The sequence below is a fragment of the Neobacillus bataviensis genome (assembly GCF_019969725.1).
On record NZ_JAHXYW010000001.1, the window covers coordinates 317,728 to 343,370 of the forward strand.

Annotated in this window: 24 protein-coding genes; 8 read left to right on the top strand and 16 right to left on the bottom strand. The window is 39.3% G+C overall.

Translation table 11 applies throughout. The annotated features are described in order from the left end of the window. Positions 1–148 precede the first annotated feature (148 nt). Positions 149–340, top strand: a complete 192-nt coding sequence (locus LC455_RS01625; protein WP_223587818.1) for a hypothetical protein — start codon at positions 149–151, stop codon at positions 338–340. Positions 341–399: 59 nt separating this feature from the next. On the opposite strand, the gene LC455_RS01630 is transcribed toward LC455_RS01625, so the two are convergent. From LC455_RS01630 to LC455_RS01645, 4 genes are all read right to left on the bottom strand, one after another. After that, positions 400–600 (bottom strand): cold-shock protein, encoded by a 201-nt coding sequence (locus LC455_RS01630; RefSeq protein WP_223587819.1) that lies wholly within the window; start codon positions 598–600, stop codon positions 400–402. Positions 601–708: 108 nt separating this feature from the next. Continuing rightward, on the bottom strand, positions 709–1,458 hold the full coding sequence (locus LC455_RS01635; RefSeq protein ID WP_223587820.1) for a Cof-type HAD-IIB family hydrolase: 750 nt from the start codon (positions 1,456–1,458) through the stop codon (positions 709–711). Between the two features lie 119 nt (positions 1,459–1,577). Then, positions 1,578–3,293 (bottom strand): ABC transporter ATP-binding protein, encoded by a 1,716-nt coding sequence (locus LC455_RS01640; protein WP_223587821.1) that lies wholly within the window; start codon positions 3,291–3,293, stop codon positions 1,578–1,580. 330 nt (positions 3,294–3,623) lie between these two features. Beyond that, positions 3,624–3,926 carry an iron-sulfur cluster assembly accessory protein gene (locus LC455_RS01645; protein ID WP_223587822.1) on the bottom strand — a complete coding sequence of 101 codons (303 nt, stop codon included), beginning with the start codon at positions 3,924–3,926 and terminating at the stop codon, positions 3,624–3,626. Between the two features lie 371 nt (positions 3,927–4,297). Between LC455_RS01645 and qoxA the strand changes: the two genes are divergently transcribed. The 4 genes from qoxA to qoxD are packed head-to-tail and all read left to right on the top strand — an operon-like array spanning position 4,298 to position 8,104. Further along, positions 4,298–5,248, top strand: coding sequence for a cytochrome aa3 quinol oxidase subunit II (gene qoxA, locus LC455_RS01650; protein WP_223587823.1), 951 nt, complete (start codon positions 4,298–4,300; stop codon positions 5,246–5,248). Further along, positions 5,238–7,214 carry a cytochrome aa3 quinol oxidase subunit I gene (gene qoxB, locus LC455_RS01655; protein WP_223587824.1) on the top strand — a complete coding sequence of 659 codons (1,977 nt, stop codon included), beginning with the start codon at positions 5,238–5,240 and terminating at the stop codon, positions 7,212–7,214. The genes qoxA and qoxB overlap by 11 nt, the downstream gene beginning before the upstream one ends. Next, positions 7,204–7,809 carry a cytochrome aa3 quinol oxidase subunit III gene (gene qoxC, locus LC455_RS01660; RefSeq protein ID WP_223587825.1) on the top strand — a complete coding sequence of 202 codons (606 nt, stop codon included), beginning with the start codon at positions 7,204–7,206 and terminating at the stop codon, positions 7,807–7,809. The genes qoxB and qoxC overlap by 11 nt, the downstream gene beginning before the upstream one ends. Position 7,810: 1 nt before the next feature. Continuing rightward, a complete protein-coding gene (qoxD, locus tag LC455_RS01665; protein WP_223587826.1) occupies positions 7,811–8,104 on the top strand; it encodes a cytochrome aa3 quinol oxidase subunit IV in 294 nt (97 codons plus the stop codon). A 72-nt stretch (positions 8,105–8,176) separates the two neighbouring features. On the opposite strand, the gene pssA is transcribed toward qoxD, so the two are convergent. From pssA to LC455_RS01685, 4 genes are all read right to left on the bottom strand, one after another. Further along, the gene (pssA, locus tag LC455_RS01670) at positions 8,177–8,917 is read right to left on the bottom strand and encodes a CDP-diacylglycerol--serine O-phosphatidyltransferase (RefSeq protein WP_223587827.1); all 741 of its coding nucleotides are present in this window, start codon (positions 8,915–8,917) and stop codon (positions 8,177–8,179) included. After that, the gene (locus LC455_RS01675; RefSeq protein WP_223587828.1) at positions 8,914–9,576 is read right to left on the bottom strand and encodes a phosphatase PAP2 family protein; all 663 of its coding nucleotides are present in this window, start codon (positions 9,574–9,576) and stop codon (positions 8,914–8,916) included. The genes pssA and LC455_RS01675 overlap by 4 nt, the downstream gene beginning before the upstream one ends. Before the next feature lie 97 nt (positions 9,577–9,673). Next, positions 9,674–10,456 carry a TerC family protein gene (locus tag LC455_RS01680; RefSeq protein WP_223587829.1) on the bottom strand — a complete coding sequence of 261 codons (783 nt, stop codon included), beginning with the start codon at positions 10,454–10,456 and terminating at the stop codon, positions 9,674–9,676. A gap of 343 nt (positions 10,457–10,799) precedes the next feature. Further along, the gene (locus LC455_RS01685; protein ID WP_223587830.1) at positions 10,800–12,332 is read right to left on the bottom strand and encodes a carboxypeptidase M32; all 1,533 of its coding nucleotides are present in this window, start codon (positions 12,330–12,332) and stop codon (positions 10,800–10,802) included. Positions 12,333–12,602: 270 nt separating this feature from the next. On the opposite strand from LC455_RS01685, the gene LC455_RS01690 reads away from it, so the two are divergent. After that, on the top strand, positions 12,603–14,666 hold the full coding sequence (locus tag LC455_RS01690) for a peptidoglycan D,D-transpeptidase FtsI family protein (protein WP_223587831.1): 2,064 nt from the start codon (positions 12,603–12,605) through the stop codon (positions 14,664–14,666). A 17-nt stretch (positions 14,667–14,683) separates the two neighbouring features. Here the strand turns inward: LC455_RS01690 and LC455_RS01695 are convergent, their stop codons facing one another. Genes LC455_RS01695 through LC455_RS01715 form a run of 5 tightly spaced genes read right to left on the bottom strand, consistent with a single transcriptional unit; the run spans position 14,684 to position 19,949 of the window. Continuing rightward, a complete protein-coding gene (locus tag LC455_RS01695) occupies positions 14,684–15,139 on the bottom strand; it encodes a (2Fe-2S)-binding protein (protein ID WP_223587832.1) in 456 nt (151 codons plus the stop codon). A 37-nt stretch (positions 15,140–15,176) separates the two neighbouring features. Further along, positions 15,177–16,007, bottom strand: coding sequence for an FAD binding domain-containing protein (locus tag LC455_RS01700; protein ID WP_223587833.1), 831 nt, complete (start codon positions 16,005–16,007; stop codon positions 15,177–15,179). Continuing rightward, the gene (locus tag LC455_RS01705; RefSeq protein ID WP_223587834.1) at positions 16,007–18,325 is read right to left on the bottom strand and encodes a xanthine dehydrogenase family protein molybdopterin-binding subunit; all 2,319 of its coding nucleotides are present in this window, start codon (positions 18,323–18,325) and stop codon (positions 16,007–16,009) included. The genes LC455_RS01700 and LC455_RS01705 overlap by 1 nt, the downstream gene beginning before the upstream one ends. Next, a complete protein-coding gene (locus LC455_RS01710; protein WP_223587835.1) occupies positions 18,313–18,957 on the bottom strand; it encodes a nucleotidyltransferase family protein in 645 nt (214 codons plus the stop codon). Before LC455_RS01710 ends, LC455_RS01705 begins: the two co-directional genes overlap by 13 nt. Further along, on the bottom strand, positions 18,939–19,949 hold the full coding sequence (locus LC455_RS01715; protein WP_223587836.1) for an XdhC family protein: 1,011 nt from the start codon (positions 19,947–19,949) through the stop codon (positions 18,939–18,941). The genes LC455_RS01710 and LC455_RS01715 overlap by 19 nt, the downstream gene beginning before the upstream one ends. 133 nt (positions 19,950–20,082) lie before the next feature. On the opposite strand from LC455_RS01715, the gene LC455_RS01720 reads away from it, so the two are divergent. Next, on the top strand, positions 20,083–21,624 hold the full coding sequence (locus LC455_RS01720) for a multicopper oxidase family protein (protein ID WP_223587837.1): 1,542 nt from the start codon (positions 20,083–20,085) through the stop codon (positions 21,622–21,624). On the opposite strand, the gene LC455_RS01725 is transcribed toward LC455_RS01720, so the two are convergent. Continuing rightward, positions 21,621–22,637, bottom strand: coding sequence for an FUSC family protein (locus tag LC455_RS01725; protein WP_223587838.1), 1,017 nt, complete (start codon positions 22,635–22,637; stop codon positions 21,621–21,623). The genes LC455_RS01720 and LC455_RS01725 overlap by 4 nt on opposite strands. 459 nt (positions 22,638–23,096) lie before the next feature. On the opposite strand from LC455_RS01725, the gene LC455_RS01730 reads away from it, so the two are divergent. Beyond that, the gene (locus tag LC455_RS01730) at positions 23,097–23,456 is read left to right on the top strand and encodes a hypothetical protein (RefSeq protein WP_223587839.1); all 360 of its coding nucleotides are present in this window, start codon (positions 23,097–23,099) and stop codon (positions 23,454–23,456) included. Here LC455_RS01730 and LC455_RS01735 read toward each other — a convergent pair. After that, positions 23,453–24,082, bottom strand: a complete 630-nt coding sequence (locus LC455_RS01735; RefSeq protein WP_223587840.1) for a TVP38/TMEM64 family protein — start codon at positions 24,080–24,082, stop codon at positions 23,453–23,455. The two genes, LC455_RS01730 and LC455_RS01735, sit on opposite strands and share 4 nt — an antisense overlap. A gap of 21 nt (positions 24,083–24,103) precedes the next feature. Then, positions 24,104–25,540 carry a PAS domain-containing sensor histidine kinase gene (locus LC455_RS01740; RefSeq protein ID WP_223587841.1) on the bottom strand — a complete coding sequence of 479 codons (1,437 nt, stop codon included), beginning with the start codon at positions 25,538–25,540 and terminating at the stop codon, positions 24,104–24,106. Positions 25,541–25,643 lie beyond the last annotated feature (103 nt).

Here is a 25,643-nt window from a genome sequence, read left to right on the forward strand (position 1 = left end):
AAAAAGCTAGTATTTTTTAGATAGGTATTAAAAGAAAGGACGTTATTCCAAATTTAAGAAATAACGTCCAAAAAAATTGTATTTAGGAAATTCTAATATGTAAAAAAATAGATTATACTGTACTTAACACCATTTATAGGAGGCTAATATGTCTGAATCCAGTCAAGAAACACAAAAAAAGAAAATCAGCTTACAAGAGGCAATGAAACAACAGCTTGAAAATAAAAAGAATAAGGCAGCCGCTGACAATGCGACTTTGAATGGCTCCCAAGCTACTAAAAAACTAAAGAGCCAGCAAACGAAAAAAGTAAGCAACTCGCGCAGAAAAATGGGTGTCTAATGAAAAGCTAAGACAATAAAAAACAGACTCAGATTACTGAGTCTGTTTTTTATTGTTACTTATGATTTACGGACGTTAACCGCTTGTGGTCCACGTTGTCCATTTTCGATTTCAAACGTAACCTCTTGACCTTCATCTAGGGTTTTGTAGCCTTCACCTTGAATTGCTGAAAAGTGAACGAATACATCGTCGCCGCCTTCGCGCTCAATAAATCCAAAACCTTTTTCACCGTTAAACCATTTTACTCTACCTGTTTCCATTTCTTTGTAGCCTCCTAGCATGTAGCTATAACATTATTTTGCAAAATATACTTGCTTGATTATTTTTACCAATCCTTTTTCTTCCTATACAATTCTTTACCAAAATATTTAAATATTTGTATTTGATAAGACCCATTTTCGAATCGCTTTTGCTACTCCATCCTCTTCATTCGTTGCTGTGACCCAATCGGCAGCTTCTTTAACGGCATCTTGAGCATTCCCCATTGCCACCCCAAGTCCAGCTTCTTTAATCATCGCCATATCATTTAAACTATCCCCGACTGCCATAACATGATTCATTTCTATCCCTAGGCGCTCGCAGACAATTTTGAGTCCTTTTGCTTTATTGATTCCAGTTGGGTTTACCTCGATGTTTTTTAGGGTGGAATTGCTTAATTCAAACTCCCCTTTTGCCTCTAATTCATTTTTTATAAACTCTCTTGTTGCATCATCCTCGATATTAAAGCCAAATTTTAACCATTCCTTTGTATGTAAATCCCCAGGCATTTCATCATGCCAATTTCGTTCCGTGCTGATTGCCCAGAACTTTGTTTTATGCTGTTTAGACAACTCCCACATCCACTCGATAAGCTCTGATTTAACAAGATTTCTTTCGACGATTTCCCGTTTTTCATCCCATATTTCACTGCCATTTACAGTAACCAAATACGATGTGAGTTCAAGAGAGTCCGCGTGTTCCCTGCTGGTGAGCAAGGAACGTCCAGTGCTTAGAACTACAAAAATGCCTTTTTCTTGTGCTTCCTTAATTGCCTGTCTATTTCCTTCTGATATTTTTCCTTTTTTGTTTAAAAGTGTCCCGTCCATATCCAGAGCAATCAGTTTAATGTCAGTAGCCATTACGATATAACCTTCCCCTTTCAAAAGTTTTCATTGTTTAAGTAAACACTTTTTATGAAAAAAAATCAAAGTTCTTCACAGTATGATATAAAAAACTGCGATAAAATCGCAGTCTCAAATTATTGCTGATATTGCACACGGTGGAGATTGGCAAAAATTCCTCCCTGGTCAATCAGTTCATCATGACGTCCCTCTTCAGCAATGCCTTCTTCGGTCACGACGATGATTCTGTCGGCATTTCGGATTGTTGCCAGCCTATGGGCAATGATTAATGTGGTACGATTTTGCGCAAGTTCTGTTAAAGCTTCTTGAATGACTAATTCGGTTTCTGTATCAAGAGCCGAAGTTGCTTCATCCAATATTAAAATTGGCGGGTTTTTCAGAAACATTCTGGCAATGGCAATTCGTTGTTTTTGACCACCGGAAAGCTTTAATCCTCTTTCCCCAATTTGTGTTTCGTATCCGTATGGTAGGGAAGCAATAAATTTTTCAAGATGGGCCTGGCGGGCAGCTTCTGCAATTTCCTCATCAGTTGCCTCTTGTCTTCCATAGGCAATATTTTCACGGAGTGTTCCTGTAAAAAGAAATACATCTTGTTGAACGATGCCTATCTGTGACCGCAATGATTTTTTTGTCATATTTCGAATATCAAGTCCATCGATGCAAATAGCGCCGCTGTTAACATCATAGAATCTTGGAATCAGCGAGCAAATCGTTGTTTTCCCAGCACCAGATGGACCGACAAAGGCAACGGTCTCACCTGCACATATATTTAAATTAATATTTTCTAGAACTGATTTGTGCTCGTCATAGCGAAATGAAACTTCATTGAAGGTAATATTCCCATTAAGAGCAGAAACTCTAACGGCTTCATCAATATCTTTTACATCCGGCTCATCATCGATTAACTCGATAAACCGTTTAAATCCAGCCATTCCTTTTGGATACAATTCCATAATTGCACTAATTTTATCAATAGGTTTAAAGAGGACATTGACATAGAGGACAAAACCGACCAGCTCTCCATAGGAAAGCTGACCTGAAAAGCTTAACCACGCACCGTAAACTAATACGATAATCGTAATCAATCTTGTCATCATGTAAATGCCTGATAGACTGAAGGACATCACTCGGTATCCCCCAAGTTTAGCGGAGCGATATCTATGATTATTTTTTTTAAATCTAGCAATCTCAAATTCTTCATTAGTAAAGGATTGAACGACACGGCTTCCAGAAACACTATCCTCGACGCGGGCATTAACATCAGCGATGCTTGAATACATTTGCCCCCACGCCTTGTTCATTTTCAAATTACAAACAACCACAAGTAAGATTAATAACGGAAGAATTAAAATTGAAACGAGGGCCAGCTTTACGTTTATGGTAAGCATAATCCAGAAAGCCCCGATGAACGTCATAACGGCAATAAATACATCTTCAGGCCCATGATGGGCAAGTTCGCCGAGATCAAATAAGTCATTTGTTATCCTGCTCATTATATGCCCGGTTTTGGTATTATCAAAAAAGCGAAACGATTGCTTCTGTACATGCTCAAATAGTTCTTGCCTCATATCCGTTTCAATATTAATACCGAGCTTATGACCCCAATAATTGACGACAAACTGCAGAAACGTACTTAATAGATAAAGGATGAATAATTCAATACTTACCGAAACAATGGATGGCCAATCACCTCCAGGCAACAGTATGTCGATAAACCATTTAACCGCGAGCGGAAAAGCTAATTCTAAGACCGCTACCACCACTGCACTGCTAAAATCTAAAATGAATAGCCTTTTGTGGGGAAAATAATAAGAGAAGAAACGCCGAATCATACCATTCTCCTTTGTTCAAAAGTAGCAATAATAGGATTATATGAAAAAATTATGAACAATTTCAAGTTTTTTGAAAATAAGACTTTAAGTGGTTTTTTGGGGATTTTGTTTTATGTGGGCTGAAATTAATGCCTCTTAAAGACAAAATTGGTCTTGTTTCCATCCAAAATGTCCTCAATAAGGCATATTAAGGACAAAATTGGCTTTGTTTCCATCCAAAATGTCCTCAATAGGGCATATTAAGGACAAAATTGGCTTTGTTTCTATCCAAAATGTCCTCAATAAGAACCTCATTAATGGCAAAATTCCATTTGGTACCAATCAGTTTAATTAATGATGGTGATGGCTGCCTTTTGATGGATTGGTAATGACCCATTCCTCTTTTGGCACTTGGAAGTATTGAATCCATACGCCATCCAAGTACTCATCGTTTTTATCGAGGATAAAATCAATATCCTTATCGGTTTTAACAACTTCATCATTTTCAGTTGGCGTATCAAGCATTAAATCATAATGCGCATGATCTCCGTGAATACTGGTGACGTATACTCGGAACATTTTTCCTTCTGCTTCTTCCACATCCATCATTTTTTTCAATGCTTTAGCTGCAATTCGATTAATTTTGACTTTCATCGTAACTGTCTCCTCTTTTTATGTAGTATTAACATTATCTCACTATTATTCTAAAATAGACAATTTAAAGCCATTTTTCAGCAATGATTAAGGCTGTAGAATTATATTTCCAAACTATTCCATGATTAGCATTTTAAATCCTTAACAAATTTGTCACAACTTTTTTCAAAAACCTATATTATCATCATAGACATCTTGGTAATATTGTGAAAGAGGAAACTTAATCCGCAAATTAACCTAAAATAATAATTAGTTTAATTGGATTTTCTGCTTGTATTTTTTTAAAAATGGAGTTATCCTATTGAAGTTTGTGAATGAATTCACGTAAGGATTGTGAAAAAATGAACAATTTGCCTGAGAGGAGCTTTAAAATGTTTAAAAAGGGCTATTTAATCCCCCTACTGGCTTTCCTGCCTGTCTTATTATTAAGTGGCTGCAACAAAATGGTGGTATTTGACCCAAAAGGTCCTGCTGCCAGAGACATTCTTGGTTTGATAAACTGGTCACTAGTTTTAATGCTGATAGTCGTTGTCGTTGTTTTCGGATTATTTGGGTACATTGTTTGGAAGTACCGTGCTACACCAAAGAATAAAGACTACGTGCCACCTGAAGAGCACGGCAGTACAAAATTAGAAATCATTTGGACTGCGATCCCGATTTTGATTGTTATTGCTTTAACAATTCCTACTGTAAATACCATTTATAAACTAGAAAAAGTTCCTGCAGGGTATGAAGATAAAAAACCAATTACCATCAATGTCACTTCAGCTGACTGGAAATGGATCTTCAGCTATCCTGAGCAAGGCATTGAAACTGTGAACTATGTTAACATTCCCGCTGGGACACCGGTTAAGTTTAAATTAACCTCTGCTGGAACAATGCAATCCTTTTGGGTTCCCGCACTTGGCGGTCAAAAATATACCATGAACAAAATGGAAACAGAGCTTTATTTGACTGCTGATAACCCTGGTGAATTTTTAGGAAGAAATACGAACTTTAACGGCAAGGGATATGCCGATATGGAATTTACTGTTGAAGCAAAATCCTCTAAAGACTTTGAAAAATGGGTTAAAGAAGTAAAAGCAAACGCTCCTAAGCTTACAGAGAAAAAATACAATGAACTTTTAAAACCAACTCACTTAGGGCGTGAAACATTTACTGGCACCCACTTAGCATGGGTCGACCATGGGAAAATGAATTCGAAAACTTATACAAATCCTGAGTTATACAAGGTTCACGGAGTTCAAGGTAAGATTTTTAAAGATGAAGAAAACAACACGGAAATGAATGATTCTAACGGAGGTGAACACAATGGGAATTAATTGGCATGACTTTTTCATTGTAGGAAACCCATTAATCCTAGGTTCACAGATTGCTATAGTTCTAACGATGGTTGGCATAGTTGCCGGTGTAACCTATTTAAAAAAATGGAAATGGCTGTGGCGCGAATGGCTGACCACGGTTGATCATAAGCGGATTGGGATTATGTACATTCTTTCAGGAGTATTGATGTTCTTCCGCGGAGGTGTTGATGGTCTGTTAATGAAGGCACAAACCTCCCGACCTGAAATGAAATTTTTAGATGCACAGCACTATAATGAAATCTTTACAACTCATGGCGTTATCATGATTCTGTTCGCGGCAATGCCATTGTTAATTGGTTTAATGAACGTGGTCGTTCCGTTGCAAATTGGAGCTCGTGACGTTGCCTTCCCGCAATTGAACGCCTTAAGCTTTTGGCTGTTCTTCAGCGGCGCGATGTTGTTTAATATTTCTTTCGTTGTCGGCGGATCTCCAGATGCTGGCTGGACGGCATACTTCCCTCTTGCCGGTAAAGAGTTTACGCCTGGGATAGGAAATAACTATTATGCGATTGCCCTGCAAATTGCCGGGATTGGGACATTGATGACGGGAATTAACTTCATTGTCACGATTTTAAAAATGCGTACAAAAGGCATGACATTAATGAGAATGCCAATGTTCACCTGGACATCCTTCATTGCTTCGGTCATTATTGTCGCATCATTCCCTATCTTTACCGTTGCTCTTGCCTTGATGACCTTTGACCGTATTTTCGGTACCCATTTCTTTACGATCTCAGGCGGGGGAATGGATATGATGTGGGCGAACCTGTTCTGGCTATGGGGTCACCCAGAAGTATATATCGTTGTACTCCCTGCTTTCGGGATGTTCTCAGAAGTTATCTCAACCTTCTCACGTAAAAGGTTGTTTGGATATAATTCAATGGTATTTTCCATCGTCGGTATTGCGTTTCTGAGTATGCTAGTTTGGGTTCACCACTTCTTTACGATGGGTGCAGGACCTGCAGTCAACTCTGTCTTCTCCATTACGACGATGATGATTGCCATTCCAACTGGTGTTAAAATGTTTAACTGGCTGTTCACGATGCGGAAAGGCCGGATTGAATTAACAACTGCAATGCTCTGGGCACTTGCATTCATCCCATGCTTTGTCATTGGTGGTGTTACCGGGGTTATGCTGGCAATGGGTGCAGCTGATTATCAGTACCATAATACCCTTTTCCTTGTAGCCCATTTCCACTATGTATTAATACCAGGCGTAGTATTTGCCGTATTTGCCGGTCTTTATTACTGGTGGCCTAAGATGTTTGGACACATGTTAAATGAAAAAATTGGTAAAATTCATTTCTGGTTCTTTACAATTGGATTTAACTTAACGTTTATGCCAATGTTCTTCCTAGGATTAGATGGGGCTGTTAGACGTTCTTACACCTATTCTGCTGAATCTGGTTATGCTCCATTATTCCTAATATCAACGATTGGTGCCGTTATTCTAGCGATTGGCTTTGGTGCTCTATGCTATAACATTTACTGGAGCGCAAGATATGCAGACCGTAATATTTCAAACGATCCATGGGATGCACGTACACTTGAGTGGGCTACCGCTTCTCCAGTTCAATTCTATAATTTTGCGAAACTTCCAGAAGTGAAATCGATAGACGCTTTCTGGTATATGAAGAAACACAATGAAGGTCTTACTTTAAAGGATGAAGAAGTAGAAGAAATCCATATGCCAAGCAATTCAGGACTTCCGTTTTATATGGGTGTTATTTTTGGAATCACTGGATTCCTCTTGGTATTCGAATGGAAGCTTGCCGCCCTCGTGGCTACGGTCGGAATCCTTGCTGGGTTGATTATCCGTTCATTCGATTACAATGATGGGTTCCACGTTCATAAAGATGAGATCAAGAAAACTGAAAAGGCATGGAGAAGTGTGAATAAAGGGGTGAACAACCATGTCAGCTAACGTCAATACTGCTTTGCCGCTTGAATATCAAACAGAACAAAATAGAATGAATATTTTGGGGTTCTGGATTTTCCTTGGTGCTGAAATCATCCTATTTGGAACATTGTTTGCTGTCTTTTCTGTTCTAAATGCCCGCTATGCTGGCGGGCCTACCCCTAAGGACCTTTTTGAAATAAAGGATGTCATGGTAGAAACCATCCTGCTGTTAACGAGCAGTTTCACCTGCGGTCTCGCAATCTATGAAATGCGCCGCGGAAACCGTAATGGCTTGTTACTTTGGTTCATCATCACCCTTTTACTTGGGGCTGGGTTTGTTTTCATGGAGGTTACAGAATTCATTCATTACGTCCATGAAGGCGCAACGATGCAGACAAGTGCATTTTTATCAAGCTTCTTTGTTTTACTTGGAACACATGGTCTTCACGTTTCCATGGGGATTGGGTGGGCAACGATGGTCATCATTCAAATTTTCCAGCGCGGCTTAACACCTGTCACCGCCCGTAAAACGTTTATTATCGGTTTATACTGGCACTTCTTGGATGTTGTGTGGATCTTTATCTTTACATTTGTTTATTTAGCAAGGATGGTGGCGTAAGATGGAGAAAAATCATAAAGGATTCCCTGTTACACATGTAATCGGATTTATTATGTCTCTTGTGCTAACCTTTGCAGCACTAGGAGTTGCCATCAAAACCTCCCTTCCGTTTAAAACCATACTTTGGATTATTGGATCGCTTGCAGTCGTCCAAGCAGGCCTTCAGTTATACATGTTCATGCATATGAACGAAGGCGAAGATGGAAAATCCCAGGTAATCAACGTAGCTTACGGCTTCTTCATCGCAGTCGTCACAGTTGCGGGATCCATTTGGGTTATGTCTTTCGGGATGTAATAAGAAAAACGTAACAATAAAGGGTGTCAGGCACCATGTGAAATATTCACAATGGTGCCTGACACCCTTTTGTTATTTTGGATTTCGTTTTCGTTTTGTCCTTACAAGCTGGTAGCTGATAAAAGCGACATATAAAGGAATCGCCACATATATAAAGTATGGAAACCGGTACTGTTCTTTTTTAAACACGAAATAAATGGCATATCCTAAGAAAAGCGTGATGATGATCCCGTATTTTGGCAGCGGGATATCCTTTAGACTCGGTATTTTAATCGTACTAACCATTAAATAACATAAGACAAAAAACGAAATAGGCAGGATAATCTCAGGCATCTTCCATTGAAACGTTGTTAACAAAGTCAACAGACCGCCCGCCGCGGTTATTGGGACACCTGTGAAATATTTAAGGGACGATTTCACCGCATTAATATTAAACCTTGCCAATCGATAAGCTCCGAATAACGGGAAAAGACCGGAAATCGCCATGCCCGGTATCCCAAAATAAGAAAAGTAGGAATAATAGGCCATCATCGCAGGTGCCACACCAAAGGTGACGATATCTGCCAATGAATCAAGCTCTTTCCCCAGTTCACTTTCGACCCTCAGCATTCGCGCAATCCGACCATCCATACTATCCAGCATCATCCCTATTAAGATAAGGATGGCCGCATTTTTATAATCACCTTGTGCCGAATACATCACCGACAAGAAACCGCAAAATAAATTTAACAGTGTAAATAAGTTAGGAATACTATTTCTAATAATATGTATCACTCCAATTTTTAACCGCGAAGCTTTCAGTCTTAACCTCATATCTCGCTTTTATATTTCTTATTATAACGTTTTTCCTTGTAATATTGGAAAAACCATATTAACACAGCCAGCCAAAATCCACTGGCAAAATAACCCCCGATTACATCACTTGGATAATGTACCCCTAAATAAATGCGGCTTATACCGATTGAAAGGATCATCACAATACTAAAGATAATCAAAATACTTCTTCCCCATTTACTTGGAATATGCCGCCAAAGTAAAAAGGTGATGATTCCATAAACCGTAAAAGCACTCATCGCATGGCCGCTTGGAAAACTGTATCCCTCAATCTCAATCAAACGATGCAAATCCGGTCTGACCCGCTGAAATAAATTCTTTAAAATCCCATTAATACAGGCGGAACCAAGGATAGCTGTAATAAATAAAATAAGTTCAATTCGATGATGCAGTACTTTATAAAGGAAAAACATAAGCACCAGACTTAGAATGATAACAAAGGATGCTGAACCAATAAACGTAAACGTCTTCATGACACTTGTTAATCCAGGGGATTCTTGATCTTGAATCATCTGGATCACCACTCGGTCAAACATGATTATTTTCTGGTCGCTGATTAATAAGGAGATGAAGCTAAAGCCTATTATACATACAAAGCTTACAATAAAAGCCATCATCAAATAGGCCCTTAAAAACATAAAAATTTCCCTCCACCTTAGTATATTTTCACCTTAACAGAAAAAGAAGAAAATGTAAAAAAGCAATTCCCCGCCAAAGAGGAATTGCTTTCACTCATTATGAAACCTTTGGTTCTTTTTTCAGCGGATTGGATTCCTTGTTTTTCGAGAAAAACCATCCTGCTGCTGCAATACCAGCTAATACAACATAAAAGCTAATCTTCCAAGCAGTTGAATGGACAAAATCTTCATTTAAAATAGCAAGCTCTGGATGTGAAAGTGTATAAACGGCAAGCTTTACACCCACCCAGCCGACAATTGTAAAAGCAGCAATTTCAAGACCTGGCCTTTTTTCTAATAGCTTCACAAACTGATTTGCGGCAAAGCGCATAATGATAAGTCCGATAATTCCTCCGGCAAATATAACCAGGAATTTTCCTCCATCAAGTCCGCCTATTGCTGGAAGCGGTGTATCTGGAAGAACAACGGCCATCGCTACCGCTGCAAGAATCGAATCAACGGCGAAGGCAATATCCGCTAATTCCACCAAAAGGACTGTTCTCCAAAAGCCCCCGCCCTTTCGAATCTTACCATCCTTTTCATTCTCTTTCTTTTTTAAAACCTTGCGGAAAATATGATTACCAGCCATAAACAATAAATAAAGGGCACCGATTGCTTGAACCTGCCACACATCGACTAAGAAAGAAATCGCAAATAATGAAGCAAAGCGGAACACAAACGCTCCTGCTAATCCGTAAAATAATGCTTTCTTCCTTTTCTCTTCAGGCAAGTGCTTTACCATAATCGCCAAAACCAAGGCATTGTCGGCAGCCAAGAGTCCCTCTAATGCAACCAAAATCAATAATACCCATCCATACTCCAGTAAAAGAGTTAAATCCATGAAAAATTCCTCCCTAAAAGTTAGATTTTTTTCAAAATACTCCTTATGCCATAAAAATAGGCCTTTACTGTATACAGTAAAGGCCATGTAAAAAAGCATACAAAAAGACCTTTACAGTAAAGTAAAGGTCTTGCTAACAACGTAAATGTTGCCAATAAAGCCGGAGAATGAAATTCTCGAAATGACGACTTTATTGTAGCAGCTACTCCCCTTTAAAAAGGAAATATTTAATTACTATTAATATATGATATTTTATTCGAGATGTCAATTTAAAAATAAGACTTCGAAGTTCCTCATAAGTTGATATAACTTCTTTAAACACAAGAGTTCGTGAAATCATAAATTAAAATCCATATACCTCAGCATATTTTTTCTCCAGATACTCGACAAGGTAGTCTGCGTTTAATTCCTCACCCGTCACCTTTACGATTAATTCATTTGGGGTGTAAAGCTTGCCGTACTGATGGATATTTTCTTTTAACCATTCTTGAATCTCGTCGAATCTGCCATTTTCTATATGGGAATAAAAATCAGGCAGGTCTTTTTGAATCGTACGAAGAATTTGTGCTGCATAAAGGTTGCCTAAAGAATAGGAAGGAAAATAACCGATACCGCCAAAGGACCAGTGAACATCCTGAAGCACGCCTAGTGTATCCGTACTTGGAGTAACCCCAAGGTAATCCTGCATTTTTTGGTTCCAAATTACAGGCAAGTCTTTTGCCTCAATCTCTCCGGCAATCAACGCTTTTTCAATTTCATAGCGCAGCATAATATGAAGATTATAAGTTAATTCATCTGCTTCCACACGAATAAAGGACGGCTCAACCGTATTCACAGCCCGGTAAAATTCATCAACGGAAACATTCTTCAGCTGGGCTGGAAATTGCTCCTGCAGTTTAGGGAAAAAGAACTTCCAAAATTCTTTGCTGCGGCCGACCATATTTTCTAAAAATCTTGATTGCGATTCATGAATGCCAAACGATGCTCCGCTTTGAAGGATGGATGCTTCAAATTCAGGATTAACATGCTGCTCGTAAATTCCGTGGCCGGCTTCATGAATAGTACCGAACAGGGCTGAGCGGACATTTTTTTCTAAATAGCGAGTCGTTAATCGGACATCCCCTGTATTCACGGTTTGAGCAAATGGATGTACAGTTTCGTCTAGGCGGCCGGCATCAAGATCAAACCCAATGATTGGCAGGATATAACGATTAAAGGCTTTCTGTTTTTCAATTTCAAATGACTGCTGAAAAATTTCAGCCATAGTCCGTTTTCCATTCCCTCTAATACGCTCTAAGAGTTTAACACTTGATTCTCTTAACTTAGCAAACAATGGATCTAGTCTTTTTACTGTTAAACCTGGTTCAAACTCATCTAATAAAGCATCGTATGGATGCTCCTCATAGCCGTATATTTCAGCAAACTTACGTTTATAGTCTACAATTTTTTCCAAGTAAGGGAGGAACCGTGCAAAATCATTGTTCGCTCTTGCTTCCTCCCAGGCATCATTAGCCTGTGCCGTTAGGATGCTGTATTCCTGAAAAAGATCGGCAGGAATACTCTTTGATTTTTGATAATATGCTTTGTATTCGCGAATCTTTGCTTTCGTATTATTGTCTAATTCCTTTGCGTTCTCCGTTTTTGATAAGGTATCCAGCAGTACACCCATTTCACTTGATACCATTAGCTTAAACACTTCAGTTCTAAGAGTACCGGTTGCTTTGGCGAAAATCGCTCTGCCTTTTTTCGGCGCCATGACCTTTTGGTCCCAATCAGTCAGCCCTATGATACTTGAAAAATGGGTGATTTTTTCATCTAGTGCTGTAAATTGTTCTAATGCCTTCTGTAAAACTGGATCAATTACTTTCTGTTCCATATGTAGAAGACCCCCTATTTTCTGTTTTTTATGGGAATGGTGATGAACATTACCAATTCAAATTCATTATAAATTAAAAATTCTAATAAGGGAAAAAATTAGAAAATCTTTTGGTTGACAAAAAAATCAGTTCAAAAAAATTCTGTCGACTCCTGCATTCTTATCCCCTAATTATTAGATAGATAGGAAATACTTTACATAAATTTGATATGGAACGTAAAATAATAATATCGTAAGATGTTTACTGGCTGGTAAAGGATGTGCGAACCTTTGGAAAAGCAAAAAAAGAAAAAATCTCATTTTCCCTTTCGGTTAAATATATTGTTTTTTAGCGTATTTCTTCTATTTTCTATCCTTATTTTACGACTTGGCTTTGTACAGATCGTCTATGGGGAAAATTTTAAAAGAGATTTAGAAAGAAAAGAGGATATAACGGTTAGTAATCCGGTCCCAAGAGGAAAAATGTATGACCGGGATTTTAAAGTTATTGTTGATAACATTCCAAAAAACGCCATAACTTTCACCAATGAAGGGTTCAGTCAAAATGAAATGATTGAAACAGCTGAAAAACTAGCTAAACTTATTGAGAAGAAAACAGATAAGGTGACAGACCGTGATCAACGGGATTTTTGGATTTTGAAGAATCCAAAGCTCGGCGAAGCCAAAATTACCAAAAATGAAAAAAATTTATATGAAGCCAAAAAACTAACCGATCGGGATTTATATAAGTTAAAGCGGGATCGAATAACTCCTCAGGAATTGAAAGAAATCGATCAGGACCTGGAAGTACTCGCCCTTTATAGAGAATTTATCAGCGGGTATAAATACACACCGCAAATTATTAAAAATGAAAGCGTTACAGAGCAGGAAATTGCGGCCGTAAGCGAAAATCTTCAATCCCTTCCTGGTGTTGACACCACAACAGATTGGGACCGGACCTACTTGTTCGAAAATACATTAAGATCCGTGCTTGGAAAGGTAACAAAGTCGGATGAAGGCCTGCCCGCTGACAGATTGGATTATTATTTAGCAAAGGGTTACAGCCGAAATGACCGGATTGGGAAAAGCCAACTGGAAATGCAATACGAGGATATTCTTCATGGCTACAAGTCAAGAGTCAAAAATGTAACCGATAAAACAGGAAATGTGATTGAAACCAAAACAATCACAAACGGCAAAAAAGGAAATGACCTTGTCCTTACCATTGATATGGATCTTCAAATGTCGGTTGATAAAATTATTGAAGAAGAGCTTTGGGCAGCAAAACAATTTCCTGGAACCAGTCTGACCGACCGTGCTTATGTGGTGTTAATGGATCCTAGAAACGGCGAAGTCTTGGCCATGTCAGGAAAAAAAATAGAAAGAAATAGGGAAACTGGCAGAGTAGAAATGGTAGATGATGCTCTGGGAACATTTACGACCACCTATAATGTAGGTTCTGCTGTGAAGGGAGCCACCGTCTTAACAGGGTATAAAACAGGGGCCATTTCTCCCGGTACCATTTTTGACGATGCCGGGCTGAAAATCCAAGCCACCCCCTTGAAAAAATCTTATACCTACCTTGGGAAACTGAACGAAATCAATGCCTTAAAAAAATCCTCCAACGTTTATATGTTCCATACAGCCATCAGAATTGGTAACGGACATTATGAATATGATAAACCTTTGAAAATTGATAATACCGCCTTTGATACTATCAGAAATTCATTTGCATCATTTGGTCTTGGTACAAGAACCGGAATTGATTTACCGAATGAACAAACGGGAGTTAAAGGTCAAAGCAAACTCCCTGGATATTTACTCGACCTCGTTATTGGTCAATATGATACTTACTCTGCAATGCAATTGGCCCAGTATGTTTCGACGATAGCAAATGGCGGCTACCGAATGCAGCCATATGTGGTCAAGCAAATTCGCGAACCGATTGAAGGGTCCAATGAACCTGGTGCAGTTGTAAAAGATATTCATCCAACGGTCCTAAATACGATTGATGCGAAAAAAATGTGGATGAACCGTGTACAAACAGGTTTTAGAAAGGTCATGCAGGAGCCGGGCGGTACAGCCTATAAATTTTTCAGCGGTGTTACCTATGCTCCAGCAGGTAAAACCGGGACTGCAGAAGCCTTCTATGACGGACCGCTTCGCAGTCGTTTTGGGAAAGAACCGCCTCCTGTCATGAATCTTAGTTTAGTCAGTTATGCACCGAGTACAAATCCCGAAGTAGCCATGGCAGTGTTGGTTCCATGGGCTTATGCCGGTAAAGAGGATAACAGAGCAAACCTGAAGATCGGCCGCCGCGTATTGGATATGTATTTTCAAATGAAAAAGAAATAGGATGCTTCAAGGGCACCCTATTTCTTTTTTAACACTGATTTAACTGCCCGCTCAATTTCAGCATATCCGGTACAGCGGCAAATATTTGATTCGAGCCATTCCTTTATCGTCTCGTCATCGGCATCTGGATGCTGCTCAATTAACGAGTGGCAATTCATAATAAAACCAGGTGTACAGTAGCCGCATTGAAATGCAAAATTTTCGACAAATGCCTGTTGAATCGGTGCATTTTGCAATCCTTCGATGGTCGTTACCTTTTTTCCGATTGCTTCCACGGCCAGCATTAAACATGATTTCATTGGCCAACCATCTAGGTTCACCGTACATGCACCGCAATCACCATTTAAACACCCAGGCTTTGATCCTGTGAGTCCAAGCTTCCCGCGCAAGGCATATAAAAGGGTATCAGCTGACCTGACAGTGACAACTCGATTATTGCCGTTAATGTTTAATGTGATAGTATGGAATTTCAAATTTCACTCACCTGCCTTCAACGAAACTATCAAACTCTTACCTCTCAAGCCCCGCCAATACATCATAAAACAAATTCTGTAAAACAAATAAACGATATTCTGCAGACCCTTCAACATCATCTAATATTGGATCTGGTACGACCTCAAGGGCCCCTTCCACTCTCGCTGCAAGCGACAGTCCTGTATTGTTTAATACAGACTCAACTTCCTTGCTTCGAAATGGAAATGGACATAATCCACTGATGGCAACACGTATTTCCTGGCCCGTTTTCAAAGCCGCAATCGTTATCAGGGGGTAGCCTGTATCCCATTGCTGGCGGTGTTTTATACTAATAAACGGTGCTGTTATAAACTGGCTGTCGGTTGCTAATTGGACTAAAAATTCGCCTCTTTTCAGTCTTAGCTGCTCATGAAAGATTTCATTAATGGGAATCACCTTTTTACCCTCAGGTCCAATAATTAATACTTGACTGTCAGCAAGCAAAAAGGGTAAAACAGCCTCTCTGTAAAAAATTTGCGCACAAATATTTCCGCCTAATGTTATTTTCACGCGAGCGGTATGATCGGCGATTTCACTGGCTGTCTTCGTTAATAATGGGAAAAGGTTAGCTTCTTCAATTTTTGTCAGAGAAAGCGTGCTCCCTAGTATTAAATGATCCCCGCTTACCTTCATTACCTTAGACTCAGCAATATCCTTAATGTCTATGACCGCATCAGTATAAGCCAAATCGATTCTTCCGAGTGTAATTAATTCCGTTCCACCAGAAAAAAACATCGGCTGATTGCCCTGTTGGTCTAAATACTGAAATAAATCAACAGCTTCTTTCAGTGTTTGAGGCTTATAATAATCAAAGTCAAATGGAAGCATTACTTTGCCCCCTTCTTTGCCTTCCAAATTAACTCCGGAATCAAAGGCAAATGATTTAGGGATACCCCTGCTGCAACTGACAGGGCATTTCCAAGCGCTCCCGGCATTCCCATTAACCCGAACTCTCCCACTCCCCGGGCTCCATATGGTGAATCGAGCTGTGGAGTTTCAACAAATCCAACCAAGTATTCAGGATTTTCACCATATCTAAGCGGCCGATAGGTTCGAAGCTGTGGATTTAATACCCTGCCGAGCTCATCGAAATAAAAAGTCTCACGGCCGGCGAAGGCGATACCCATACTCATCGCGCCCATGACCTGTCCTAATGCCGCTTTTTCATTCAAGACCTTCCCAATATCGACAACGGTACATGCTTTAACAACGCGGTACGTGTAATCGCGCCGGTCAAATTCAACTTCCACTCCATAAGCAGCAACTGACCACTCCGGGCCTGGCTTGCCGGCACCTGTTTCGGGATCTAAATGCGTTAAATGCCTTAAAATATATTTCCCCCTGCCAATGATTTGTCCTCCAATTGCGTTTCCGTTAGGATAGGTATAGCCATAACCCACTTCTTTAAAATGGAGTCCAATGGCAGGATCATCCCTTAAAAACACCCTGCTATCGGCAACTTCCAGGTCTTCTTTGGGAGCCCTTAATGCACATGAGGCTACTTCTTTTAATTGATTAATAACATCGTCAGCCGCATTTAGCACCGCTCTCCCCGACATAAAGGTTCCTCTGCTGGCTACTGTTTTAAAATGCTCTGGCATCGTTTGTGTATCCACTTCCATTCGAACATGAATCTTATCAACATCCATTTTCAAACGTTCAGCCAATATTTGGGCGAGAACGGTTTTGGTTCCTGTTCCAATTTCAATTACGCCTGTCATCAAATTTAGGCTGCCATCTTTATTAAAGGTGATAATGGCGCCTGAAGGAGCATTCGTGTCAATTGTTGACGTCTTCCAGCTGCAGCTAACTCCTTTAACCCTTATAAACCTTTCGTTTATTTCTTTTATGGGTCCTTCATCCCAATTGAATATTTCCCTGACCTTTTCGATACATTTTGGCAAATTCCCAAGGTTACTTTTATTTAATCTTACCCTTGTGGGTGTGGTATTTCCTGGTCTAATAGCATTGATATACCTTAATTCAAGCGGATCCATATTTAATTTTTGCGCAAGCAGATCCATTGTTCTTTCAATTACGAAGGAAAGTTCCGAGTGACTGAAACCTCTGAAGGGTGAGGCATAGGGATGATTCGTATACATGCAGTATGAGTCGCACCAAACATTTTCAATATTGTAGGGACCTGTACAATCAACCGCTCCAGACCTCGTCACATCGATTGCTTTATCCGAGTAGGCACCGCCATCCCATAAATACTGAATTTCCGTTGCCATGATTTTCCCATCCCGCTTTGCCCCAAACTTAACCGTCGCATCCAAGCCAATATGGCATGGGGAGGTAATAATATCTTCTTCTCGTGTGTTGAAAATTTTTACAGGCTTGCCACCGACCTCTTTCGAAGCTAAATATGCAAGAATCTCAAGCTGTACTGGTGCTTTTCCACCATATGCTCCGCCAACAAAAGGAGTATGAACAATTATTTTCCCAAGATCCTCGCCAAAGTAATCGGAGATTAACCTTTTAACCATAAACGGTGCTTGAGAAGAGGTCATAATGATAATATTACCATCCGGCATAATCTCTGCAGTGGCGCACCTTGTTTCCATTGCTGCATGGTCGGATGGAGCAAACGAAAAGGTTGCTTCTACTACAGTGTCACTTTCCGACCAGCCTTTTTCCATATTTCCCTTACGGATTTTAATATGGGTAGCAATGTTGGTGTCAGGCACCGGATGTGAATCTTCTTCCTTTTTGTATTCACCTAAACGCTCATGGAGAAGCGGAGCATCCTTTTGAAATGCCTGTGTTGGAGAGTTAACAACAGGCAGTAATTCATATTGGACCTTTATTAGATCGCCAGCTGTTTTGGCTTGTTCAGGAGAATCAGCGACGACAAGTGCAACAACTTCCCCGTGGTAACGAACCTTATCAACCGCAATCACAGGCCGGTCACGAATCGCTTCCCCTGTTAATGGATAGTGATTTCCGGCGAGAATTGCATGTACACCCGGAACTTTCCAGGCCTCCTCAGTGTCAATATCGACAATTTTGGCATGACCAAAGGGGCTGATAACCTTATGCCCCGAAAGCATTGAAACTGAATGATAGTCATTTGTATACTTCGCCCTGCCCGTCACCTTATCAAGTGCTTCTTTTCGAATGACACTTTTGCCTATAACCTCCAATCTCCAGACCTCCCTTTTAATGCCCAAATTTCTAGTAATGCTTGGTAGTCCTCAAAGGTATCAATATCAAAAAAATAGATGCTGCCATTTAGTTCCATTTGTTTACCTTGCAATGCTTTCTCACCGCGAATTAAGGAGCGTGCCCCCTGGTCTCCTTCCAATTCCATTAAAGATGGAAAAAGCTTTCTTCCAAGAAGAACAGGCGGTTTAGAATTTCCATTTTGCGAATAACTTAAATGAGAATACTCATTAGAAGCAGAGAATTCATCCACTAAACGATTGATCATCGCGCTTGTCACAAATGGCTGGTCGGCTAGGAGTATCACTACTCCGTCCGCTCCTAGTTCTACTGCAGCCTTTACTCCTGACTTTAAGGAAGCACTCTGTCCCCGGTCAGCTTCATCACAAACTAGAATACTTACATCTTCTCTACTTGAAAAAGGAGCTAACCACTTAAGTGAATCTCCTTTTCTTGTAACCGTTATGGTGTGCTCCAGCTTTGACTCCAGCGCAGCCCGTAAGGCCAAGCTTCCCAGCCATGTTCCATAGATTGGTAAATTCAGTTTACTTCTGCCCATTCTAGTGCTTTTGCCGGCAGCCAAATATATTCCAACTAATCTGGAACTGTCCATAATAACTCCACCTTTTTACGAACCGGCTTTCTTAACACTTCAATCATTTCAGCTACGATACTAACAGCGATTTCAACAGAACCTCTTGCACCAATTGCGAGGCCAATGGGAGAATGGAACCATTTGGGAAACTCCTCATTTCTAAGCAGCCGTTGGGTTCTTTCTTTCGGTCCCAAAATACCTAAGTATCTAACATTCTTATTAAGTATGGACAGAAGGATCTCTTGATCTTTCTGAAAATGATGCGTCATGATAATCACAAAATCATAGGGGGTAAACGAAATTTCTTTCAGCAGCTCACTAGGAAATCCCAGTAAAAGACGGTCAGCACCTGGAAAATATTTTTTTTGACAGAATTCGTTGCGCCAATCACAAATCATAACAGAAAATCCAGTTTCTGCCGCCAAGGATACCAATGGTCTGGCATCAGGTCCTGCTCCGAATACAATCAATCGTGGCTTTGGCTGATAGGTTTCCTGGTAAATAGGCAATCCATCGGTGACTCCAGATTTTTCCTGGATATCAACATTGGGTATGACACCTGACCATTGACCAAATGGGCTCCCTTCTTTGGTAAGAAAAACATACTCTCCCACATTGTCTAAATTTTTTAATACCGTAACAGGAGTATTATTTTCTAATTGTTCCCTGACCAATATCAAATCCTTTTGAAGCTGTGTGGTCACGGGTTCTAGTAAAATATCAATTGTCCCATTACAGCCTGACCCTTGCCCCCAGCCTATATCCTTTTCGTCGCTCATGTCATAATGGAGAGTAAAGGCCCTTTGCTTTTCGAACACGTCCTGTACCCTTACAGCTAAATCAGTCTCCAAACAACCAGCACTTAATAGACCAATTTGACTGCCATCCTCAAAAAAAAGCATGGAAGCTCCTTCTTTTTTATAAGCAGAGCCGTTTACTCGAATGATAGTCGCAAGTACCTTTTTCCCAGAGCCCATTATTGCATCCAAAATTAGGAATATATCTTCCATCAAAACTCCCTCACTTCAGACAAGTAAATTCCTAATTTATTTATATTAAGGTGGTAGCTATTCCTAGAATGGTTAATTTTTCATTCGAATCATTCATAGAAATTAGTAACATCAAGAAAAAGGGGAGGTTTTCATGAAATTAACGAAATTTACAGATCCTTTACCTATCCCCCCTGTTTTAAAACCAAAGTGGAAATCTAAGGAATACACGTATTATGAAGTGGGCATGAGGGAAACCAAACAATCGTTGCATCGTGATTTGCCTAAAACAACGATTTGGGGATATGAGGGAATTTATCCAGGTCCCACAATTGAGGTTGAAAAAGGAGAAAAAGTATTTTTCAAATGGGCGAACGATCTGCCAGCGAGACATCTTTTTCCAATTGATCACACCGTTCATGGAGCGGAAAAAGAAATACCAGATGTTCGAACTGTCGTCCATCTTCATGGGGGCAGGACAGAACCAGCGAGTGATGGCTACCCCGATGCCTGGTTTACCAAAGACTATAAAATTAAAGGAGCCTTTTTTCAAAAACAAATTTATCAGTACTTCAATCAGCAAAGCGCTCGTGCCCTTTGGTATCATGACCATGCAATCGGGATTACCCGATTAAATATCTATGCTGGGCTGGCTGGATTTTATCTTATTAGGGATGAGAAGGAACGTTCGCTGAACTTTCCAAGCAGACCCTATGAAATACCGCTGCTTCTCCAGGATCGATCGTTCCATGAGGATGGATCGTTATTATATCCGGAACAGCCTGACAAAAATTATTCTGGAATCGTTCCATCGATAATATCGTCATTTTTTGGAGAAACAATTCTTGTTAATGGGAAGGTTTGGCCTTATTTAGAGGTTGAACCAAGAAAATATCGCTTTCGGTTGTTAAATGGGGCAAATTCCCGTTTCTTCGGACTATCCTTGGATTCAAAGCAATTGTTTTACCAAATTGGCACAGATAGTGGATTTTTGGAGCAGCCGATTGGAGTGAAAAGATTATTACTTGCACCAGCGGAAAGAGTCGATGTCATAATAGACTTTACAAACTTAGAGGGTAAGCTTGTTACGTTGAAAAATGATGCACCTACTCATTTCCCCATTGGGGACCCGGTCGACCCAGAAACAACCGGAGTAGTTATGCAGTTTCGAGTAAATAAAACCTTGTCCACGATTGATACCACTGTGATTCCGCCCCATTTAGACTTGATTGGCAGGTTGCCGGAACAGACTGTATGGAAATATCGATTTTTAGAATTAAGTGAGGAAAAGGATCAATATGGAAGACCGCTTTTGCTGCTTGATAAGAAGAAATGGGATGATCCAGTTACCGAAAATCCCATTGTCGGTTCAACTGAAGTCTGGAATTTCGTTAATACTAATGGCGATGACCATCCAATACACGTCCATCTCGTTCAATTTCAAATTATCGACCGCCGCCCGTTTGATGTGGAATATTTTAAATCGACAAACCAAATTAATTTCACAGGCCCGCCAGTCTCCGCAGATCCTACTGAACGGGGCTGGAAGGACACGGTAAGATGTCCACCTGGTCAAATTACAAGAGTCATCATTCCTTTCTTCCCCTATACTGGGCAATATGTCTGGCATTGTCACATGCTCGAGCATGAGGATTACGAAATGATGCGGCCATACATTGTACGTCCGCTGTATTAGCTTATATTTCGAGGCAATTCGTTCAACCTTTTTAACAAAGAGGTTGTTTCGTGGTATAAAGTAACATGAAATTGATGTTTTTCTAATTCCTTAGAGATCGTTACTTTTAAAACTTGACCTGGCGGGCTTATATCCACCGGGTTTTTATTTGCCTGAAAAAAAGGTTCCAAAACCTTCAATTGCTCTGACCACATTAATTGTTGATTGGACGTAATGGTACCCGCCGCTGACCAGCCCATTAATGTATCAATGACGGCAGAGATATAAGAATATCCTTGAGTTAAAAAATAAATCTTTTGATGAAATTTCTGCAGTTCTTTTACACTTTTTTTTGCAAATGGATTATAGATTTGACTTTCTGTTGCATCTTTTAACAAATTTTTAAGCTGGTGAAGATCCTGCAGTAATTGTTTGACCCCTAATTGCAACTCATACCCTGTCTCCTTATCTAGACCTGACTGAATCCATTTAGATACCCTTATAAAGACAATTGTTAATTGTCCCGAAAAATGATGAAGTCTGTGTGAGGCCTGCTTTGTAAAATTGGGTGGGAAAATTAGCATATGGATAATAACAGCCACAATGGCTCCAATTAAAGTATCACGAAAACGGTCGATTGGATAATCGCCTGATTTATGGCCTAACACAAAGACCAATAATATGGTTAAGGCAACTTGGTGAATTGCTGTTTCATCTCTTTTCAACCATTTTGCGATAAAACAACCAATTAGGATTAGGCTCCCGAGAGTCCAGCCGTTTACTTCTAAATAAGGCGATAAAATAACAGTAATTGCTATTCCGATAACAGTTCCTACCATTCTGTGATACGAAAATCGAATCGATTGATTGACTGTTGTTTGTAAACAGAGGATGACAGAAATTGGTGCTAAATAAGGATGATTTGAGCCAGCAAGCTTAGCAATTTCCCAAGATAATGCCGAAGCAAGTGCCATTTTCCAAATTAAATGCGTTTTATTTTCCATTTGTTTTTTTAACTGCTGATTATTTTTCATCCAATTCTAACTCCAATATTCACTAAATTTCAAAGTTAGTTATTCCCTTTGATGAAAACTTTATTAATTTCCTTTTGTATTCATTAATTTTTTAATATTTTCTTTCGGACTCCAGCAGTTAAATTTATAGTTTGTTTTAGTTTCATAGCCTAAACGGCTGCAGAAATAGCGCATTCCTTCAGGTTTCTTCTCGGCTATAAAGTGTTTGCACGTAGCACAACAATGGAAATCTTTCAACCTGCTCACCTTTCTTAAACTATTAAACTTTCTTTCATAGTTTGTTCATATTTATCGATTAAGATATAAATAGGTTCACAAGAGAACCTTAACCTCCGCCCCCCTTTATATAGATTTTGTTTGGTACCCGGCCTATGGCCGGGTATATTTTTTTGAGGACAATCTTTATGTATACTTCTTTCGAACCCTGTCAATAACAATACCAATCACGTTAATAAGAAGGTGTTAGGATTGAAGGGTATATATTTTATCAATGACCGAATAAGTATAAATGGATTATCAATGGATGAGAGCAAAAGACATCAGGAACAGTCGATTAAAAATTATATACAGCAGAAGAAGATAGAGATTGTTACACTTAATCCCTATCAAATATATGATTATTACACTATTCCACATGCCCTTTTATATGATTTAAAGAAAGAAAATCAAGCATTTGATTGCTTGATCTACTATTCCACTCTAGTTTTGGAGGATTTTATTTACAGCTATCCCGCCAAATGGCTTATATTAAAAAGCTTTTTTTCCAACATTATCCAGGTTGAGAACCAGAATGATGTAAATATACAAAATGTCATTTAATCTAGAGATTTTTTGGCTGTTTTTCGATAAACGATGACAAAATTGATGAGGAAAATAATGAGTATATAGATTCCATATAAGCCAAAGGAATAAAGCTTACTGCTTTTAAATAAGGCTCCTGCAAAAGACAAGATTAAAATATTTGGAAGCTTTCCAATTGTGGACGCAATAAAAAAGATTGGCCATTTAACATGACTTAATCCACAAATAATATTAACTATCGGTGCAGGAATGATTGGAACTAAGCGGCATGAGAGGATTGCTACGAAGGAGTTTGTGTTAAGAAAATCCTCGTATTCTTTGACTTTTGTATGCTTAGCTAGTTTTGCCTGCGCGAAATCCCGAAATCCATACCTGCTTAAAAAGAAAAATCCCATAGTCCCAATCATGGCACCTGTTAATGAAACAAACACCCCCTGGACTGTTCCAAAGACACCGCCTATGATTCCTGCTAATACAGGAAAGGGAATGACTGGAAAAAACACACAAATAGCTACGAGAAGCATACTGATCAGGAGTGAGACAGAGCCGCCTGCTTTTATTAATTGTAATAATTCATCCTTCTGAAATAATCCAATCGCAATGATCAACAGTAATATCGTTAAACTTACGAATCGCTTTAACATTTTATCTCCTCTATACTTCAATTAATTTGAATTATTTTTTTGATGAATAGGAAGCCAAATGGTTACGATGGTCCCTCGTCCCTCTTCACTCTCAACTTTTATTTTTCCATGATGGCTTTCAATAATTCGGTAGCTGATCATTAAACCGAGACCCGTTCCTTTTTCCTTAGTTGAATAAAATGGTTCACCTAGCTTTAACAGCCTTTCTTCAGGTATACCGCAGCCGTTATCCTTAATTTTAATAATAACAGCTAATTCATCCACACAAATAGAAACATCAATCCGGCCCTTTTCGGACAATGCATCTAGGGCATTTTGAATGACGTTCATGAAAACTTGCTTTAATGAATTCGGATCACCAATAATCGAAGGCACTGATTTATTGGAGATAAAATCGATCTCATGATTTTTCATTAAAGCTTGCGTTTGTAATAATTGAACCACCTGTCCAACAAGACTATTTATTTGAACAAGACTGGTTTTTTCTGCATGTGGCTTTGCCATCGTTAAAAATTCAGAAATGATTACTTCGAGGCGCTGTAATTCATCCAACACAATACCTAAGTAAACTGGATTAATTTCTTTTTCTGCGTTTAATATCTGCATGAATCCTTTAATGGGAGTTAGAGGATTTCGAATTTCGTGGGCTACTGCTGCAGCCATTTGGCCGACAACAGCCAGCTTTTCGGATTTTCGCAAGCGTTCACCTGTTTCAATCCGGTGCTGGATATCCCGTGATACTGTAACAATTTCCTTCACTTCACCAGTAAGAGGATCTATTAAAGCCTTTATGGTTGACTCTAACCAAATAAAGTTTCCGTCTTTCTTTTTACAGCGGAAAGTAACTAACATAGAAGTATTTTCCGGTCCTATAAGGCTATGCTGTATTAACATTGCCTCAATATCATCCGGATGAATGAATTCCTCTGGATTTTTTCCAAGCAATTCCTCTGGTTCGTAGCCCAGAACCGCCTTTACTGAGGGTGATATATATTGGTAGGAAAAATCCACTTGATGCAGCGCGATGACATCTGATGAATGCTCAGCCAGCAGTCTGTATTTTTGTTCACTTTCCCTTAAAACCGTTTCCATATGCTTTTTTTCTGTTATATCAATAATTTGTGCGAGAATATACTCTTCCTCAGTTCCTTGGGCTTTAATTTTGGAAACATTTAAAATGCCGGTCTTAATTTCACCAGTCTTGTGTATATACCTTTTTTCAATTTCATACTCATTTCTTCGTCCACTTAAAATCTCTCGAAACAAATGGACATCATTGGCAAGATCCTCTTTATGTGAAACTTCCTCAATAGATAATGCCGCTAATTCGTCCATTGTAAACCCAAGAAAATCACAGAAAGCAGGATTATATTGCATATTCGTAAAATCAATCCGGCCAATTAATTGAGGAATCCTTGATTGATAAAATACTTCCTTTAAATGTGTGGAATTAAACATAAAATCCTCCCGACAAACTTGCAGCTTAAAAAAGAGATACCTATTTAGTATAAAGCTAAAACCCTATTTCATAAACTATTAATTTTCGAATTTTCTTGAAAAT